This window comes from Clostridioides sp. ES-W-0018-02, from assembly GCF_020658175.1.
GTDB lineage: Bacteria > Bacillota > Clostridia > Peptostreptococcales > Peptostreptococcaceae > Clostridioides.
Genome location: NZ_JACVVY010000015.1, coordinates 27853 through 46168 on the forward strand (window position 1 = coordinate 27853; position 18316 = coordinate 46168).

General features: G+C 29.8%; 11 protein-coding genes and 9 tRNA genes. All 20 read right to left on the reverse strand.

Translation table 11 applies throughout. The features are described from left to right. Positions 1-66: 66 nt before the first annotated feature. Entirely contained in the window at positions 67-2244 is a 2178-nt protein-coding gene (locus tag IC219_RS19340; protein ID WP_227831911.1) for a hypothetical protein, read from the reverse strand. Positions 2245-2372: 128 nt separating this feature from the next. After that, on the reverse strand, positions 2373-3467 hold the full coding sequence (locus IC219_RS19345; RefSeq protein WP_227437104.1) for a PIN/TRAM domain-containing protein: 1095 nt from the start codon (positions 3465-3467) through the stop codon (positions 2373-2375). 88 nt (positions 3468-3555) lie between these two features. Beyond that, a complete protein-coding gene (gene disA, locus IC219_RS19350; protein WP_227831912.1) occupies positions 3556-4626 on the reverse strand; it encodes a DNA integrity scanning diadenylate cyclase DisA in 1071 nt (356 codons plus the stop codon). Positions 4627-4628: 2 nt separating this feature from the next. Then, entirely contained in the window at positions 4629-6002 is a 1374-nt protein-coding gene (gene radA / locus IC219_RS19355) for a DNA repair protein RadA (protein WP_227437108.1), read from the reverse strand. Between the two features lie 179 nt (positions 6003-6181). Further along, a complete protein-coding gene (locus IC219_RS19360) occupies positions 6182-8629 on the reverse strand; it encodes an ATP-dependent Clp protease ATP-binding subunit (protein ID WP_227831913.1) in 2448 nt (815 codons plus the stop codon). Continuing rightward, positions 8616-9641 carry a protein arginine kinase gene (locus IC219_RS19365; protein WP_227853438.1) on the reverse strand — a complete coding sequence of 342 codons (1026 nt, stop codon included), beginning with the start codon at positions 9639-9641 and terminating at the stop codon, positions 8616-8618. The genes IC219_RS19360 and IC219_RS19365 overlap by 14 nt, the downstream gene beginning before the upstream one ends. A gap of 15 nt (positions 9642-9656) precedes the next feature. After that, a complete protein-coding gene (locus tag IC219_RS19370) occupies positions 9657-10151 on the reverse strand; it encodes a UvrB/UvrC motif-containing protein (RefSeq protein WP_227437113.1) in 495 nt (164 codons plus the stop codon). Between the two features lie 6 nt (positions 10152-10157). Beyond that, the gene (locus IC219_RS19375; protein ID WP_227437114.1) at positions 10158-10622 is read right to left on the reverse strand and encodes a CtsR family transcriptional regulator; all 465 of its coding nucleotides are present in this window, start codon (positions 10620-10622) and stop codon (positions 10158-10160) included. Positions 10623-11113: 491 nt separating this feature from the next. Then, entirely contained in the window at positions 11114-13042 is a 1929-nt protein-coding gene (locus tag IC219_RS19380) for an elongation factor G (RefSeq protein WP_227437116.1), read from the reverse strand. 239 nt (positions 13043-13281) lie between these two features. Further along, positions 13282-16713: a pyruvate carboxylase gene (locus tag IC219_RS19385; protein ID WP_227483617.1), complete on the reverse strand. Its 3432-nt coding sequence runs from the start codon at positions 16711-16713 to the stop codon at positions 13282-13284. A gap of 303 nt (positions 16714-17016) precedes the next feature. Continuing rightward, positions 17017-17430: a hypothetical protein gene (locus IC219_RS19390; protein ID WP_227437120.1), complete on the reverse strand. Its 414-nt coding sequence runs from the start codon at positions 17428-17430 to the stop codon at positions 17017-17019. Positions 17431-17504: 74 nt separating this feature from the next. Beyond that, positions 17505-17580: transfer RNA gene (locus tag IC219_RS19395), tRNA-Val, on the reverse strand. Between the two features lie 12 nt (positions 17581-17592). Further along, positions 17593-17669: transfer RNA gene (locus tag IC219_RS19400), tRNA-Arg, on the reverse strand. A gap of 7 nt (positions 17670-17676) precedes the next feature. Beyond that, a tRNA-Cys gene (locus tag IC219_RS19405) sits at positions 17677-17750 on the reverse strand. 7 nt (positions 17751-17757) lie between these two features. Then, a tRNA-Lys gene (locus tag IC219_RS19410) sits at positions 17758-17833 on the reverse strand. Between the two features lie 8 nt (positions 17834-17841). Continuing rightward, a tRNA-His gene (locus tag IC219_RS19415) sits at positions 17842-17918 on the reverse strand. Positions 17919-17939: 21 nt separating this feature from the next. Then, positions 17940-18016 (reverse strand) — tRNA-Ile (locus tag IC219_RS19420). Between the two features lie 15 nt (positions 18017-18031). Further along, positions 18032-18105, reverse strand: a tRNA-Met gene (locus tag IC219_RS19425). 7 nt (positions 18106-18112) lie between these two features. Then, positions 18113-18188, reverse strand: a tRNA-Phe gene (locus IC219_RS19430). 3 nt (positions 18189-18191) lie between these two features. Continuing rightward, a tRNA-Ser gene (locus tag IC219_RS19435) sits at positions 18192-18280 on the reverse strand. Positions 18281-18316 lie beyond the last annotated feature (36 nt).

Genomic DNA, 18316 nt, shown 5'->3' on the forward strand with positions numbered 1-18316 from the left:
AGTTATTTCGTCAAAATAAATTCAAATTAACATATCATCAATATTTATATAGAGACTATATGTAACTTATTCTTTTAATACTATCAGATTTATACTTAATATAATCATAGCTACAATTACATAAATAAAAGCTGTAGCTGATGACACAATTCCAGAATCATTTACTAAAAGAGTTACAAAGCATCCTGCTATTGACGCTATAAATCCTTTAAATACGACTGGGTATTCATCAATTAATTGTTTAAAGTATCTAATCTGATTAATCATAAGAACTAAAATTACTCCGATTCCAGTTAGTAGTATATTTACCCATGCACTGGTTTGAGCTAGCTTCAAGTTCATCTCTATCTTTCTGCCAAATGTTTGTATTATTTCTCCTGGTCCATTAAAGTAAACTTCTTTTACAAACATACCTAAATGTGAGTTACTTCCTGAAATCATATCTATAGCTACAAAGGCGCCTAAAACAAGCAATACTGCTACACCTAATAATACAACTTTTTTAAAGTCTATTTTTACATTATATATCAATAGTATAAATAGTAAAAATGCAACACATTCAGAAATAGCAGTTCCAACATTTGCACCCATAGCTGGAGATGCACTCGTAATTAAGATAACTAAAGAAAATACTATTACAGACCACTTTGGTATCTTTTTATATGTAAGCAAAATCGCAAATGTAAATATTGCACTACCTATTGCCACTCCTTGATATTCATTTCCTACTCCGTAGTATCTAGCCCCAATTATACAATCATAACTCATTACATTACTTTTCATTAAATATGAACCAAATGCAGAATCAATAACCATAATCAATATAGTTAAACCTGTAAAGAATAACATATTTTTTAAATCATTCTTTATCAGAACTTTGCTTATTAAGTATATAGTAAGTGTTATTATAATTATTCCTAAAGATATTGCTACTGGTGTTTTAAAGTTCATTATTGGAGTTATCATAAATGATAATGGCATTACTATTCCTATTTTTAGAAATTCTTTTAATATAAAAAATATTGTTTCTTTGTGATTTTTCGATATATGCTTTCTAAATAGAATTAGAATCATAGCAACTATCCATGACAAAAATACTATACTTACAAATCCATTAAGTATTGTAGACCTTATGCTTGAAACAGATACTATCTTTTGGTATTCATCCATCAGATACTCTTTATTATCATCTCTGTTAATAAGTTCATACTTCTTTCCAACCATATTTTGATTTTTTATATCAAAGTTATTTAATATCTCAGCTCCAACATCTAGATTAGTAACAATACCTTCTCTTCTAGTAGTTGAAGATGATAACATCCCTTTTCCATTGCCATTTAATTTTATTATTGGAGAAAGCCTTCTTTTATTTTTATAATCTAAATCACTTGGAAATGCACTAGCTATGTAAACAGTATCATTTTCTCCAACCATAGAAAATATATTTTTTAAATATTCATCTATGTTTTTTTCTATCTTGTCTTTCATGTTTTTATATGTTTTTTCATTCAAGTTAGATTTATATAAATCTAACCTATATGTATCTCCAAGTTCTACAAAAACTACATCACTATTTTTATAAGCTTCTTTAGTTTCAGCAACAAGCTTAGTGTAATCAGTTGATATTCCATAAGGCATAGATAAATCTTTTTTATTGATATTATCTACATTTCCGTAAGAAATTCTACCATACTCATCCATAGCTGTTAAGCATAAGTTTCTATTTTTTACAAATTTACCATTTTCAACTATATCTGCATTTCCTAATACAGATGTTTTTAATTTATTTTCAGATAAACTTTGACCTAATGAACCTAATGTAGAACCATATTCTCCAAAGTTTAGATTCTCATTTATTGACATATTTATAGTCAAATCATTTATACCTTTTGCTTTCTTACCTGTAGCTGATTCAAAAACTATATTTCTATCTTTGCTTGAGCTTTCAAAATTAATATCTTCTTCATTAGCTACATTGGCTCTTCCTCCAGCACCCATACTGGCATATGACCTTCTATCATCACTACCTTTATCGCCTCTTATGTTCATCAAGCCAATATATCCTCTATCTTCTAGCTCTTCTCTCAATGATTTTATTCTTAACATATTGTTCATACTAGTTCTATTCATATCTATAAATATTACTTTTCCATGCGTTGGTATATCATCTGCAAAGCTATACTGGCTCATCGATGTTAATATTATGATAAATGTTGCTAAGAAAGATATAATCTTTTTTCTCATAAATTCTCCCTGCTTTCTGATTTAAATCCTCACACTTAAGAATACATTAAACATTGTCGTTATAAACAAATAAATTTGGACCATCTATTTATAATAAACAGCCCAAATTTTAGGTTTATTTGAATATATCAATTTTTAGGTTTTGCAAATATCATTCTACCAGCAGGAGTTTGAAGAACAGAAGTTACTAAAACTTTTATAGTCTCATTCATATGTTTTCTTCCTCCATCAACAACTATCATAGTTCCATCATCTAGATATGCAACACCCTGTTGAGCTTCTTTTCCTTCTTTAACCACTTGGACAACCATATCTTCACCTGGTATTGCAACTGGTTTTATAGCATTAGCCAACTCATTTATATTTAATACTTCAACACCTTGAAATTGAGCAACCTTATTTAAGTTATAATCATTAGTAACAACTTTTCCATTTAATACTTGGGCAAGCTTTAATAATTTACTATCAACTTCTGCTATATCATCAAAGTCCCTTTCACTTATTTCAACCTCTATATTTAATTCTTTCTGAATTATATTTAATATATCCAGACCTCTTCTACCTCTTACTCTTTTCAAATCATCTGAAGAATCTGCAATATGTCTTAATTCTTCCAAAACAAAAGCAGGAATAATAAGTTTTCCTTCTATAAATCCTGTTTTACAAATATCAGCTATCCTTCCATCAATTATTACACTTGTATCTAATACTTTTGGAGGTATCGCCTTTACTTCTTTTTTATTATCTTTATCCTTATCCTTATCTTTAATAGGATTTGCCAATCTTCCTAATTTTCCAATATTAAATAAATCATTTTTACTTTTAAGCGCAACTTTCATTCCAAGATATCCTAGGAATAAATATAATAGTAATGATAATATTCCACCTACTATTGGTATTCTATTTACTAGCCCACTTAATAAATATGCAATTACAAATCCTACTATAAGACCCATAGACCCTAATAATATATCTGTTTGAGGATATTTTGATAGTTCTTTATCCACAACTTTAGCAATTTCTTTTGTTCTATTCACAACCCATGGCTCTATAAGATATCCTAAAATAGCTATTACTATACCTGCTACTACAGCTGCTATATAACCATAAGTTTCTTTTCCAAATGTTAATATTTCAAAATCTCTCATCAATGTTAAATAGGTCGTTATACCTATCGTAAATCCAAGTAAAATAAACAATATCCTTGTTACTTTCCTTATCAATGCTTCACCCCCTAGTTATACTTATCTATTATAGACCAAAGTGTATATTATATTCAAGAAAAAAGTAGTAAAATTCACTTAAAATTCATTATATGTGTCTATCTAATAATACTAATTGTTTCATTTTTATAAGTCCATTTTTTATATATGTTGCTCTTATTTCACCTATTCCTTCAACTTTATCTAACTCTTCAATAGACGCATCCAATATTTCTTGAAAGTTTTCAAAATAATTTACTAAGTTTTCTATTATTGCTGTTGGTAGTCTATGTATTTTGCTAAGAATTCTATAGCCTCTTGTTTTTATAGGCATATCCATACTTTCTGAAAATCCACTATACCCTAATAGTTTTGCCATATTAAATAATTCTATTAGTTCTTCTGAATTTAAATTTTTAACTTTTTTCATAAGTTCTTTTATTTCAGTATTTTCTTTGTTATAATCTTTGAATATTAATTTCTGATCTATTCTAGTTGTACCCATTAATTCCTCTAATTGCATGCTTACTAAAGTTCCTTCATCCCCCAATTCTATCACATATTTTTCAATTATACTTGTAACTCTCATTACCATTTCCATTTTCTGCATGACTAACGCTACATCATAAATAGTTACCAAATCATTAAACTCTAAAGCATTTAAATTAGTTATAGCTTGGTCTAATACTGTTTTATATTTTTCTAAAGTTTGTATTGCTTGATTTGCCTTAGTAAATATCTTAGATATATCTTCGACCACATACTTCTCATTTCCTCTATAAACTGTTATAACATTTCTTCTTTGTGAAATTCCTATGACTATAGCACCAGTTTGTTTTGCTACTCTTTCTGCCGTTCTATGTCTAGTTCCAGTTTCTGATGTTTCTATAAAGTAATCTGGTATAAGTTGTGCATTAGCAAATAATATTTTCTTTACATCACCACTTAAAACTATCGCTCCATCCATTTTGGCTAATTCATATAGATATGATGGTGAATACTCTGCATTTATAGCAAATCCTCCATCTACTATTTTCATTACATCTTCATTTGTTGCAATTACAATTAAACCGCCAGTCTTAGCTCTTAGCACATTGTTTAGGCCTAATCTAAGAGGGGTTCCAGGAGATATCATTTTTAATGCATATAGCATATTTTTGTTATCCAAAAAATTCTCCATATTTATTGATTCCTCCCAAGTACTATATTTATAGCTTGTCTTAAGTTGTCTACTGGCCATATTTCTATACCTTTAGTATCTTTTACAACATCATAATTACTTCTAGGAACTACTATCTTTTTAAAGCCAAGTTTTTTGCACTCAGCAATTCTTTTTTCTATAAAACTTACTGATCTAACTTCTCCTGTAAGTCCTACCTCTCCTGTAACAGCTATATCTTCATCTATAGGTATATTTCTAAAGCTAGATGCTACAGAAATAGCTATTCCTAAGTCAATCGAAGGTTCATTTATCTTTATACCTCCAACTATATTTATATATACATCTTGGTTTTGTATTTGCAGACCAACACGTTTTTCTAAGACTGCTAATAACATACCAACTCTATTATAATCTACTCCTGTAGATGTTCTTCTTGCTATACCAAAACTTGTTGGTGAAACTAATGCTTGTAATTCAAGTAGCATTGGTCTTGTACCTTCTACAGTGGATATTATGACTGAACCTGCTACATCTTTTGGTTTTTCAGATATCAAAATCTTAGACGGGTTATCAAGCTCTACTAATCCCAAATCCCTCATTTCAAATACTCCAAGCTCATTTGTTGAACCAAATCTATTTTTAACAGCCCTTACTAATCTATATGTATTATATCTTTCACCTTCAAAATATAAAACAGTATCAACCATATGCTCTAATAATTTTGGACCTGCTAGTGAACCTTCTTTGGTTACATGACCAACTATGAATGTTGAAATTCCCATTTTTTTAGAAATCTTCATGAATTTTGAAGTACCTTCTTTAATTTGGCTGACAGTGCCTGGTGCTGAAGATATTTCTGGACTAAAGACAGTTTGAATTGAGTCTAGAATTATTAATTGTGGATTTACACTTTCTAAATAAGATTCAATTATACTCAAATTATTTTCAGCAAATATATATAAATTTTCTGAATTAATACCTAATCTTTTTGCTCTCATTTTTATCTGTGATTCTGATTCTTCTCCAGTTATATATAAAACAGTCTTTCCTAAATTAGCTACATTACTAGAGACTTGAATTAAAAGTGTGGATTTACCTATACCAGGGTCTCCACCAACAAGTACTAGAGAACCTTTAACTATCCCTCCACCAAGCACTCTATCTAATTCTTTTATATCTGTTGTAAACCTTTCTTCTTCTTTACTCTCTATTGAAGTTATACTAACTGGTTTAGATGAAGATTTATCTATTATAAAGACCTCTTTTTTTGTGCTTTTTTGATCTACTTCTTCTACAAATGTATTCCATTTTGTACACTCTGGACATTTTCCAAGCCACTTAGCTGTTTCATATCCACAAGATTGACATACATATTTAGTTTTTATTTTTGCCATATTTTAATCATCCTTAATTTATTATTATATACTATAATTTTAGCATATGTGAAAGATAATAGGTAAAGATTAAAAAAAATAATTAAGGGCAATGAATTATTTTAGATTCATTGCCCTTAAAATTTTCTTTAAACCCTAAAGCTTATATCTATAAGATTTTAAAATGCAACTCTATTGAATTATTTAGTTTCAAAAACTATTTTTTCATCTTTAACTTTTGCTATTATATTACTTCCTTTTTTTACATCGCCTCTTAAAATCGCTTCAGATAACTCATCTTCTAGTTCTTTTTGTAAGGCTCTTTTAAGAGGTCTTGCTCCATATTCCAAATCAAATCCAGATTTAGAAATTAATTTTATAGCTTCATCACTCATTTCTAGTTTTATATCCATATCTTTTAGTCTTTCTTGTAATTTATCTACCATTAAAATTACTATTTTAGATATATGCTCTGTATTTAATGAATGGAAAACTATTATATCATCTATTCTATTTAAAAACTCTGGTCTGAATCTTTGCTTTAATTCACCCATTATGTTTTCTTTCATTTTTTCATATTGAGACTTTTCTTCTTCATCTCCTTTAGCTATACTAAACCCTAAAGTTTTTTGTCTACCAATTGTAGATGCACCAACATTTGATGTCATTATCACAATAGTATTCTTAAAGTCAACAGTTCTTCCTTTTGAATCTGTTAATCTACCATCATCTAGAATTTGTAATAGAATATTAAACACATCTGGATGAGCTTTCTCTATCTCATCAAATAAAATAACTGAATATGGGTTTCTTCTTACTTTTTCAGTTAATTGACCTCCTTCATCATGACCTATATAACCAGGAGGTGAACCTATCATTCTTGATACAGCATGTTTTTCCATATATTCAGACATATCAATTCTTATTATTTGATTTTCATCTCCAAATTGCACTTCTGCTAATGCCTTAGATAACTCTGTTTTCCCTACTCCTGTAGGTCCTAAAAATAAGAATGAGCCGATTGGTCTATTAGGGTCCTTAAGACCTGCTCTTGACCTTCTTATTGCCTTGGAAATAGATTTTACTGCTTGCTCTTGACCTATAACTCTATTGTGTAAGATTTCTTCAAGTTTTAAGAGTCTATCAGCTTCTTCCTCAAGAATTTTATTAACAGGTATTCCTGTCCATAAACCTACTACTTCAGCAATGACTTCTCCATCAACTAAATCAGAATGTTTAGATGACTTATTCCATTTTTCTCTAACATCTTCTAATTGTTTTTTAAGTATACCTTGTTCATCTCTTATTTTTGCTGCTTTCTCAAAATCTTGGCATCTTACTGCCTCTTCTTTTTCTTTATCTATATTTTCTATTTCTAATTCTAATTTTTTTATTTCGGCTGGAGGAGTATTTTCCTTTAGCCTCACTTTTGATGCCGCTTCATCAATCAAATCTATAGCTTTATCTGGTAGATATCTATCTGATATATATCTAGTTGATAATTCTACAGCTGTTTTTATAGCATCATCAGTTATTTTAACTTTGTGATGAGCTTCATATTTATCTCTCAATCCTTCTAATATTTTTATTGAATCTTCTTTACTTGGTTCATCCACCATAACTGGTTGGAATCTTCTTTCTAGTGCAGAGTCTTTTTCAACATGCTTTCTATACTCATCTATTGTTGTTGCACCTATAACTTGTATTTCTCCTCTAGCTAATGCAGGTTTTAATATATTTGACGCATCTATAGATCCTTCTCCTGTAGACCCAGCTCCTATTATGGTATGCATCTCATCTATAAATAAAATTATATTTCCATTTTTAACAACTTCATCTACAACTTCTTTAATTCTTTCTTCAAATTCTCCTCTATACTTAGCACCAGCTAATAATGAACCCATCTCTAAAGAATACAAAGTTTTACTTTTTAGTGTTTCTGGAACATTTCCTAATGCTATATTTGTTGCTAAACCTTCAGCTATAGCTGTTTTACCTACTCCTGGATCTCCTATTAGTACAGGGTTGTTTTTAGTTCTTCTACTTAATATTTGTATAACTCTTTGTATTTCTTTTTCTCTTCCTATAACAGGGTCTATTTTATTTTGTTTTGCATATAGTGTAAGATTTCTTCCATATTTATCGAGAATCTTGGACTCTGTTTGATTTTGGTTGCCCGTGTAACTATTTTTTGATTTATATTGATTATTATCACTCATACCCATCATATCAATTGTTAATTGGGCTAGAGTTCTGTCATTTACACCTGCATAGTTCAAAACTTTATTAGCTATTCCTTCACCTTCTTGAATAATAGCTAATAATATATGCTCAGTTCCTATATAATTTGTTTTTAATTTATTTGCAAACATTCCTGATAGTTCCAATATTTGTTTACTTCTTGGGCTTAATACTATGTCTTCTGGAATTCCTTCTCCCTTACCTTCCATATCAATTATTTTGCCTTCTAAATAAGCCTCTGTAAATCCAACTTTACTTAGAACTTTGGCAGCTATTCCTTCTTCTTCTTTTAAAAGCCCTAAAAGTATATGCTCGCTTCCAACAATATTATGCCCTAAGTTTTTAGCAGACTCAAACGCTAAATCAATTGCTTTTTTAGCTCTTTGTGTAAATCTATTGAAGTTCATAATTTATCCCTCCTCTTAATTTTTCCAAAGTTTCTCTAATGTATGTTGCTCTATTTATATCTCTATTTTCAACATCATCACTCTTATACATTATTGACTGATGTGCTGGTTGTATACCTATCATAAGTTGTTCTATAGCTTTTAAATCTAGTTTTTTTATATAGTTCATTTCTATTCCCATTTTTATATTTGATAGATGACTCATTGCCTCTGAACTACTCATTACCCTTGAATTTTCAAGTGTTCCTATTGACCTAAATATTTTATCTTCTAATTTTATACCCAATTTTTTTTGTAATATTTCTCTGGCTTTCACTTCTTTTGAAATTGCATCCTTTGTAAGACCACTTACATTCTCTATAATATTAGACTCTGTTCTTCCAAGCGTAAGCTGATTAGATATTTGGTATATATTTCCCAATGCTTCTGTTCGCTCTCCATATATACCTCTTATTGCTATACCTATTTGTGATGAAATCTTATAAAGTTCATCCATATAGCTTAATTGACTCAATGCAGGCAAGTGCATCATTACAGAAGCTCTCATTCCAGTTCCCGTGTTAGTTGGGCAAGATGTTAGATAACCCAACTTTGTGCTAAATGCATACTCTAAATTTGATTCTAATAAATCATCTATCTCATTTGCTATGTTATAAGCATTTTCTAAATTTAAATCATCACACATAGTTTGTATTCTTATATGGTCTTCTTCATTTATCATTATACTTACAGTTTTATCTTTTTTTACTATAACAGCACTTTTATCATTTTCTGCTAAGTCTGGACTTATCATATGCTCTTCAACCATGAGCATCTTTTTAGATTGATCTAAATCTTCAATCTTATAGAAATCAAACTCTTCTTTATGTTCTAAACTAGAATTCATAAATGCATTTTTTACCTTTTCTATTATTTCCATAGCACACTCTTTATCTAACCTATTTGGAAAAGGATAATTGCTCAAGTTCCTAGCCAGCCTAACTCTTGATTTCATGACTATATTCTCTTTCATAATATCACTCCAATCTTAGTCAATAGAGCCTTTCAAATACTTAATCTTATCTCTAAATTGAGCAGCTAATTCATACTCTTCATTTTTTATAGCTCTATCCAAATCTTCTTTTAATTCTCTAATCTCATTTTCTACACTTATTTTATAAAAAGATTTTTTAGGTGCCTTACCTATATGTTCTATATGACCATGTATATTTTGAAGCATTGGATTTACTTGACTACTAAATGCATTGTAACATTCACTGCATCCAAATCTTCCATTATTCTTAAATTCACTATATGTCATATTACATTTTTGGCAAACTAACTTTTCTTCAAGCTCTTTTTTAGGTTGAAATCCTAGGTTAGAAAATATATCCATCATTGAAAAAGGCATATCTAAATTAAAATTCATCTCTGTATTTTCTTTAGCACATTCACTACACAGATACATTTCTGTCTTTTCTCCATTGACTATTTTATTATAATATACAGATGCTTTATTTTTATTGCATTTTTGACATAGCATAAATTATCACTCCTCTATACTAAATACTCCTATTATTATATTCTTTAAAACATTAGACCTTACCTTCTCTTTTAATTCATATACTGGCATACATAATGATTTATCATCTATTGCATATAATATTAGTTTTAATTCTCTTTCACTAATTAAGTCTGATTCTCTCAAACTTTCCACCAACTCTTTTGCTTTCTTATAGGATATTTGGCTTCCTATTCTTTCGTTTAGTATTTCTCTAATATGTCCATCTTTGCTTCTTCGTATTTTTTCTATCTGAACATATCCTCCGCCACCTTTTTTGCTTTCTATATAATAACCTTTATCTATGGTAAACCTTGTTGTTAAAACATAATTTATTTGTGATGGTGCACAACTAAACAAGTTTGCTAGTTCATTTCTTTGAATCTGTATACTATTATCCTCTTCCATCAAATCTTTAATAAATTTTTCAATTATATCTGTCATAGTTGCCATTTATATCACCACACACCTTTTTATTTTGACTTTCTTTGACTACTATTTTACACCTATTATTTAAATTTTTAAAGCCCTAAATTGTGTAAATTTATTTTTTTCATAATAATTTAAATAAGGTGTCCATCTTTTGTTAAATATAATCTTCTACTTCTTACATTTATAACAATTAAGTCTTAAAATTATTGGTTATTAATTGATTTTTAATGTATCTATACCTTTTATTTGTAAATATACCTTCATATCATTATTATTAAACATTTCTAAAAATAATAATATAAAAAGATACTTTCTTTTATTAAAATAGTTTAAGAAAGTGTCTTTTATTCTTCACATTTTTTATTACTTTAATTTGGTTTTTTCTTGTTTTTTATAAAAACACATAAAAACTAGATATACACTTCTTTAAAATAAGTATATACCTAGTTTTAATTACAAAATTATTTTACATAATAGATGGATATTAATTATTTAATGTTCTATCTTCTTTATTACTTTGCAGTAGCTAGTCCAATTATTTTTTCTGCAAATTGTGATGGAACCTCTCCATATCTTTCTAATTCCATTTCAAAATACCCTCTACCTTGTGTCATTGCTCTTAAATCTATTGCATATTTAAATGTTTCTGCTTGTGGAGCCTCTGCAAATATTATTTGTTTTCCTTTGTTATCTGGCTCCATACCAAATATTTTTCCTCTTCTCTTGTTTATATCTCCCATAACATCTCCCATATATTCTTCTGGAACAGTTATCTTAAGTTTCATAATAGGCTCTAATAATATTGGATGAGCTTCCTCCATACCTTTTTTAAATGCTGCACTTGCTGCCATCTTAAAAGCCATTTCAGAAGAGTCTACATCATGGTATGAACCATCATAAAGTGTAGCCTTTATATTTGTAACAGGGAAACCAGCCAATACTCCTTTTTGCATAGAATCTTTTAACCCTTTTTCTACTGCTGGTATATATTGTTTTGGTACAGACCCACCAAATATTTCTTCTGTAAATTCAAAATCAGATTCACATCTTTCAAATCTTATCTTTACATCTCCATATTGACCATGGCCACCTGATTGTTTCTTATGCTTACCTTGTACATCAGCTGTTTCCTTTATAGTTTCTCTATAAGGAACTTTAAGGTCATTTAATTCAACATCTACCCCGAACTTATCTTTCATTTTATTTTTAATTGTTTTTATATGAAGCTCCCCTTGTCCTCCTAAAAGAGCTTGTTTTGTCTCTGTATTTCTATACCAATGTAATGTAGGGTCTTCCTCTACAAGTTTGTTTAATACAGCAGCTACCTTTTCTTCATCACCCTTATTCTTAGGATTAACAGCATAATATATTTGTGGTTTAGGGAAGTCTATCTTATCTAAAGCTTCTGCATCTTTATCTACAGATATAGTATCTCCTGTCTTTAGAGAATTAACTTTAGTTACAACTACTACATCACCAGCCTTAGCTTTGTCTATTTCAACTAACTCACTATTTCTCAATGTATATATGTTAGCTATTTTTTCTTTTATGTTTTTGTTTATATTAAAAACTTCTTTATCTTTAGAAATTGCACCTTGAGTAATTTTTATATATGACATTTTTCCTACAAATGGGTCAACCATAGTTTTAAATACTAATCCTTTAAATGGCTTACTCTCTTCTGTAAATATAGGTTCTAGATAATTTGATATTGTATCTAAAATTTCTTTTGTTCCTATATTATTTATAGTTGAACCACATATTACAGGTATAATATCTCCTCTTTGTATACCTATAACAATACCTTTTTGGATTTCTTCTGTAGTTAACTCTTCTCCATTAAAATACTTATCTAATATTTGATCATCTGTTTCTGCTATAAGTTCCATTAAAGCTTCTTTTACACTCATAGCTTGTTCTTTAAATTCACCTTCTAAATCATCTATATTTTCAAATACATTATGTAACTTGACAAAGTTTTTATCTTTGTATATAGGACTTATCATTGGAACTATCTTATTATTGTATTTTTCTCTTAACATTGCTATTGCATCTTTATATCTTGCTTTTTCATTATCTATTTTATTTATAAACATTATCTTAGGAATACTCTCAGTTAGTTCTAATGATTTCTCTGTACCAACTTGAATAGGTGCTGTTGCATCTATTACTATTATTGCTGCATCACTTGCTCTAAGAGATGATACAACGTCTCCGCTAAAGTCAAAATATCCTGGTGTATCCAATAAGTTAAACTTATAGTCATTATATTCTATAGGTATTAATCCCATACTATAAGTCATATTTACCTTGTCAGTTAATTTAGGTATCTTATTAGTGTTTGCTGTGTAAGCTATAGTTTCGATTAGATTTGTTTTACCACATCCGCTATGTCCTAATACTGCTACATTTCTCAACATATTACTATCATAAACCTTCATATAAGCACCCACCTTTTAAATTTATGTATTTTCTCTTAGCTGTTATTTCCTAAGAAATAGTCTAGAAAATGTTTATTATTTTTAGAATTTTTAGATAACATTTTCCTTACTAGCTTTATTTCTACATAGGGATATAATTTTCCTCTTTTTTTTAACAAATATTTAATTTAAACAAATAAAAACACTCTAAATATTTAATAAAAATATTTTAGAGTGTTTTATAAGTTGTTTCAATTCAATTATTTCATTATCATTAATAGTTGTTTATCTTCAACCATATCATCTTCTTTTACTTTAATTGATTTAATTACTCCATCAGTTTTAGCAACTATTATAGTTTCCATTTTCATTGCTTCTATAACTATTAATGGTTGATTTGCTTTTACTTCATCTTCTTCTTTAACCATTATTTTTATAACTTTTCCTGGTATACTTGCTCCGATTTGAAGTGGATCATTCATATCAGCTTTCTCAACATTAGTAACTTTTCCAGAGAAGTTTCTATCTTTTATTTCCACTTCTCTAACCATTCCATTTAATTCAAAGCCTATAGTTCTAAATCCATCTTCTTTAACTTCACCAATTTCAACTAATCTTATTGTTAATACTTTACCTTCTTCTATTTCTACTTCACATTCTTCATTTTTATTTAATCCATAGAAGAATACATCACTTTCAAGTTTAGATATATCATTATAATGTTGTAAATGTTTAATATAGTCTTCATAAACTTTTGGATATAAAGCATAACTTATAACATTTCTTATATTTGCATTTATATCATATTTTTCATTTAGATATTTTGCTATGTCATCAAAATCTTCTGCTGGTAATAGTGAACCAGGTCTTACTGTAATAGCTTCTTCGCCTTTTAAAACTACTTCTTGTAAATCTTTTGGGACTCCACCTTCTGGTTGACCAATCATACCTTTACAGTAGTCTACAACAGAATCTGGGAATGATAAGTTCTTACCTTCTTCTATTATATTGTTTTTATCTAATTTATTTTTAGTCATAAAGATAGCTAAATCTCCTACAACTTTTGAAGATGGTGTTACTTTTATTATATCTCCTACAACTTCATTAGCTTCTTTATATTTTTCTTTAACTTCATCAAATCTATTAACTAATCCTAAACTATCAGCTTGAGGTTTTAAGTTTGTATATTGACCTCCTGGTATTTCAAAATTGTATATTTCTGCACAAGAGTTAGTTAAGTCACTTTCAAATTTATTATAGACTTTTCTTAAATCTTTATAGTATTTTCCTAACTCATCATATCCAAATAAATCTATACCTGTATCTCTTTCTGTATTTTTAAGAGCTTCTACTATTGCATTAAGTGATGGTTGACTTGTAAGTCCTGCCATAGATTCTAATGCAGCATCAATTATATCTACACCAGCTTCTGATGCCATCAAACAAGTTGCCACACCATTTCCACTTGTATCATGAGTGTGTAAATGTATTGGTGCTTTTACATTTTTCTTTAGTTCTTTAACTAATGTATAAGCAGAATATGGTTTAAGAAGTCCTGACATATCTTTTATTGCTATTATGTCTGCTCCTAAACTTTCTAACTCTTTTGCCATCTTAATATAATATTCTAAGTCATATTTAGTTTTAGTCTTATCTAATATATCACCTGTATAACACATAGTTGCTTCAACTATTTTTCCAGTTTCTAGAGCTGTATTAATAGATGGTTTCATATTTTCAACCCAGTTTAATGAGTCAAATATTCTAAATACATCTATTCCTTGTTTAGCAGACTCTTTTGTAAATTCTTCTATTACATTATCTGGATAGTTTTTATATCCAACTCCATTTGATGCTCTAAGCAACATTTGGAACATTATACTTGGTATTTCTTCTCTTAGTTTTTGTAATCTACGCCAAGGTGACTCTTTTAAGAATCTATATGCAACATCATAAGTAGCTCCACCCCACATTTCAAGTGAGAATAAATCTTTTTGATATTTTTCTGTTGGTTTAGCAGCTTTTAATAAATCATATGTTCTTAATCTTGTTGCCAATAATGATTGATGTGCATCTCTCATTGTTGTATCTGTTAATAATAGTCTTTTATCATTTTTTATTTTTTCTATATATGCAGATTTACCTAACTTATCAAAAAGTATCTTACTTCCTTCTGCCTTTGAACCATCTTTATTCATTCTTGGTTCATGTAACGCATCAAATAATGGTTTTTCTTGACAAGCGTTATCATTTACAATTACATCACCTATAAATTGAAGTAATTTTGTTCCTCTATCTTTACTTTCTGTTATTTCAAATAAATCTGGATTTTCATCTATAAATTTAGTACTACATTTACCATTTGAGAATATAGGATTATTTAAGACATTAACTAAGAATCCTACATTAGTCTTAACACCTCTAACTCTAAGTTCTTTTATAGATCTTATAGTTTTGTTTATTGCTCCTTGGAATGTTCTATCCCAAGATATTGTCTTAACCAGTAAACTATCATAGTGAGGACTTATGTTTGCTCCTGTAAATCCATTTCCACCATCTAGTCTTATACCAAATCCTGAACCAGTTCTATAAACTTGAATTTTACCTGTGTCTGGCATAAATCTATTTTTAGGGTCTTCTGTAGTTATTCTACATTGGATAGAATACCCTCTTATTTCAACATCATCTTGTGATTTTATATTTATTTCTTCACTATCTAGGCTGTATCCTTGAGCTATTAATATTTGACTTTGAACTATATCTATTCCTGTAACCATTTCTGTTACAGTATGCTCAACTTGTACTCTTGTATTCATTTCTATAAAATAATGACCACCATTTGCATCTACTAAGAATTCTAGTGTCCCTGCATTAGAATAGCCTACATATTTTGATAACTTGACTGCATCATCACATATTTCTTTTCTTACTTTTTCATCTAATGAAAATGCTGGTGCATATTCTATTATCTTTTGATGTCTTCTTTGAACAGAACAATCTCTTTCGTATAAATGAACTATATTTCCATAGTTATCCCCTAATATTTGAACTTCTATATGTTTTGGGTCAGCTATATATTTTTCTATGAATATAATATCTTCACCAAAAGCTTTTCTTGATTCACTACAAGCAGTTTCATATTCAAGCTCTAAATCTTTTTCATGATGTACGATTCTCATACCTCTACCGCCACCACCATTAGATGCTTTTATCATAACAGGATAACCTATTTTATTTGCAACTTCTTTTGCTTCTTCAGTACTTCTTATTGCTTTTTCCACACCTGGTATAGTTTGAACATTAACTTCTTTTGCAATTTTTTTAGAGTTTATCTTATCCCCCATCATATTCATTACTTTAGATGATGGGCCTATAAAAGTAATTCCATTTTCTTCACATTTACGAGCAAATTCTGCATTTTCTGCTAGAAAACCATATCCTGGATGTATAGCGTCAACTTTTTTTCTCTTTGCTAAGTCTATTATTCCATCCATATCTAAGTATGCATCTATTGGACCTTTGCCTTCCCCTATTAAATATGATTCATCTGCTTTTGTTCTAAATAATCCGTATTTATCTTCTTTACTATATATACCAACACTTTTTATCCCCAATTCTGAACAGGCTCTAAATATTCTTATAGCTATTTCGCCTCTATTAGCTACTAGTATTTTATTAAACTTTTTAAGCATACTCTATTCTTCTCCTTTATTGTTTGTGTAATATTAAAGATTATAGACTAAAATACTTTATTTTTGAAGATGTTTAAGCAAGTTCCTTAATTAATAAGATAAATTTATAAATATATATAATTTTTAGACTGTATAAACTCAATTTACCTCACTAAAATTAAGGGGTTTTTTATGGGATTTCAGACAAACTTGTGTGAAAATTTCTACAATTGACCTTATTTTATACTATTTTTTTCTCTGTTTACATAATTATTTTCATCTTTACGTAATATTTCACATACTTTTCTCAATATAGTTCATATCTTAATCTATCTGTCTTAACAAACGTTTTATTACATCAGAAAGTTTTAGATGACCTAAATCTGCATATGCTATAACTAGTATTATTTTTACTACTCCTTCTACCTCATCTAATTTATATGCTCTAGCATTTATTATTGTGTACTTTGGCATAAGTTCTTCTAAACCTAGTGCAAGTTCATCAGATAAAGTCATATATTCATCAAATTTTTCCTCATCAGATAAGGTGATATATTCATCTTGCTCACTTATAATAGTATCTAAATAATCCATATTTATACTTAATTGATAAGCTATTATGTCCTCTCTTTTTGTGCTTTTACTCAAATCCTTTTCAACTTTGAACTTACTATTCTTATCTATTATTATTTTAAGTTCTTCACTATCAACTATTTCATTTCCTATAATTATATACAAACTTTTTACCTCCTAAATATAAATCTTTTTTAATCAAAAATAAAACCTCTAGTAAAATTACTAGAGGTTTGCACTGGTGGGATTAACAGGGCTCGAACCTGTGACCCCCTGCTTGTAAGGCAGGTGCTCTCCCAGCTGAGCTATAATCCCTCGATGTTTATATGGTGCGCCCAAAGGGACTCGAACCCCTAACCTTCTGATTCGTAGTCAGACACTCTATCCAGTTGAGCTATGAGCGCATTTTATTGGAGGCGACACCCAGATTCGAACTGGGGATCAAGGAGTTGCAGTCCACTGCCTTACCACTTGGCTATGTCGCCACCTTTTTGGTGATCTATCCGCGACTCGAACGCGGGACACCCTGATTAAAAGTCAGGTGCTCTACCGACTGAGCTAATAGACCATATTAGTTGGGGTGGATAATGAGAGTCGAACTCACGACCTCCAGAGCCACAATCTGGCGCTCTAACCAACTGAGCTATACCCACCATATATCTTCAAATTTAATGTGGTGGGCCATCAGGGACTCGAACCCCAGACCTACCGGTTATGAGCCGGGCGCTCTAACCAACTGAGCTAATGGCCCACATTAAATTTTTAGTAGCGGTAATAGGAGTCGAACCTATGACCTTTCGGGTATGAACCGAACGCTCTAGCCAACTAAGCTATACCGCCATATTCTTGGTGCCCAGAGGCGGAATCGAACCACCGACACGGGGATTTTCAGTCCCCTGCTCTACCGACTGAGCTATCTGGGCATTTGGCGGAGAGGGTGGGATTCGAACCCACGGCCCCTTTCGAAGTCACTGGTTTTCAAGACCAGCTCCTTAAACCACTCGGACACCTCTCCATTGGTGATCTATCCGCGACTCGAACGCGGGACACC

Excerpts from the sequence above, each read along its gene's own strand:
- IC219_RS19340 (WP_227831911.1), bottom strand. The coding sequence starts at position 2,244 with ATGAGAAAAAAGATTATATCTTTCTTAGCAACATTTATCATAATATTA.
- disA (WP_227831912.1), bottom strand. The coding sequence starts at position 4,626 with ATGGAGAATTTTTTGGATAACAAAAATATGCTATATGCATTAAAAATG.
- radA (WP_227437108.1), bottom strand. The coding sequence starts at position 6,002 with ATGGCAAAAATAAAAACTAAATATGTATGTCAATCTTGTGGATATGAA.
- IC219_RS19360 (WP_227831913.1), bottom strand. The coding sequence starts at position 8,629 with ATGAACTTCAATAGATTTACACAAAGAGCTAAAAAAGCAATTGATTTA.
- IC219_RS19365 (WP_227853438.1), bottom strand. The coding sequence starts at position 9,641 with ATGAAAGAGAATATAGTCATGAAATCAAGAGTTAGGCTGGCTAGGAAC.
- IC219_RS19370 (WP_227437113.1), bottom strand. The coding sequence starts at position 10,151 with ATGCTATGTCAAAAATGCAATAAAAATAAAGCATCTGTATATTATAAT.
- IC219_RS19375 (WP_227437114.1), bottom strand. The coding sequence starts at position 10,622 with ATGGCAACTATGACAGATATAATTGAAAAATTTATTAAAGATTTGATG.
- IC219_RS19380 (WP_227437116.1), bottom strand. The coding sequence starts at position 13,042 with ATGAAGGTTTATGATAGTAATATGTTGAGAAATGTAGCAGTATTAGGA.
- IC219_RS19385 (WP_227483617.1), bottom strand. The coding sequence starts at position 16,713 with ATGCTTAAAAAGTTTAATAAAATACTAGTAGCTAATAGAGGCGAAATA.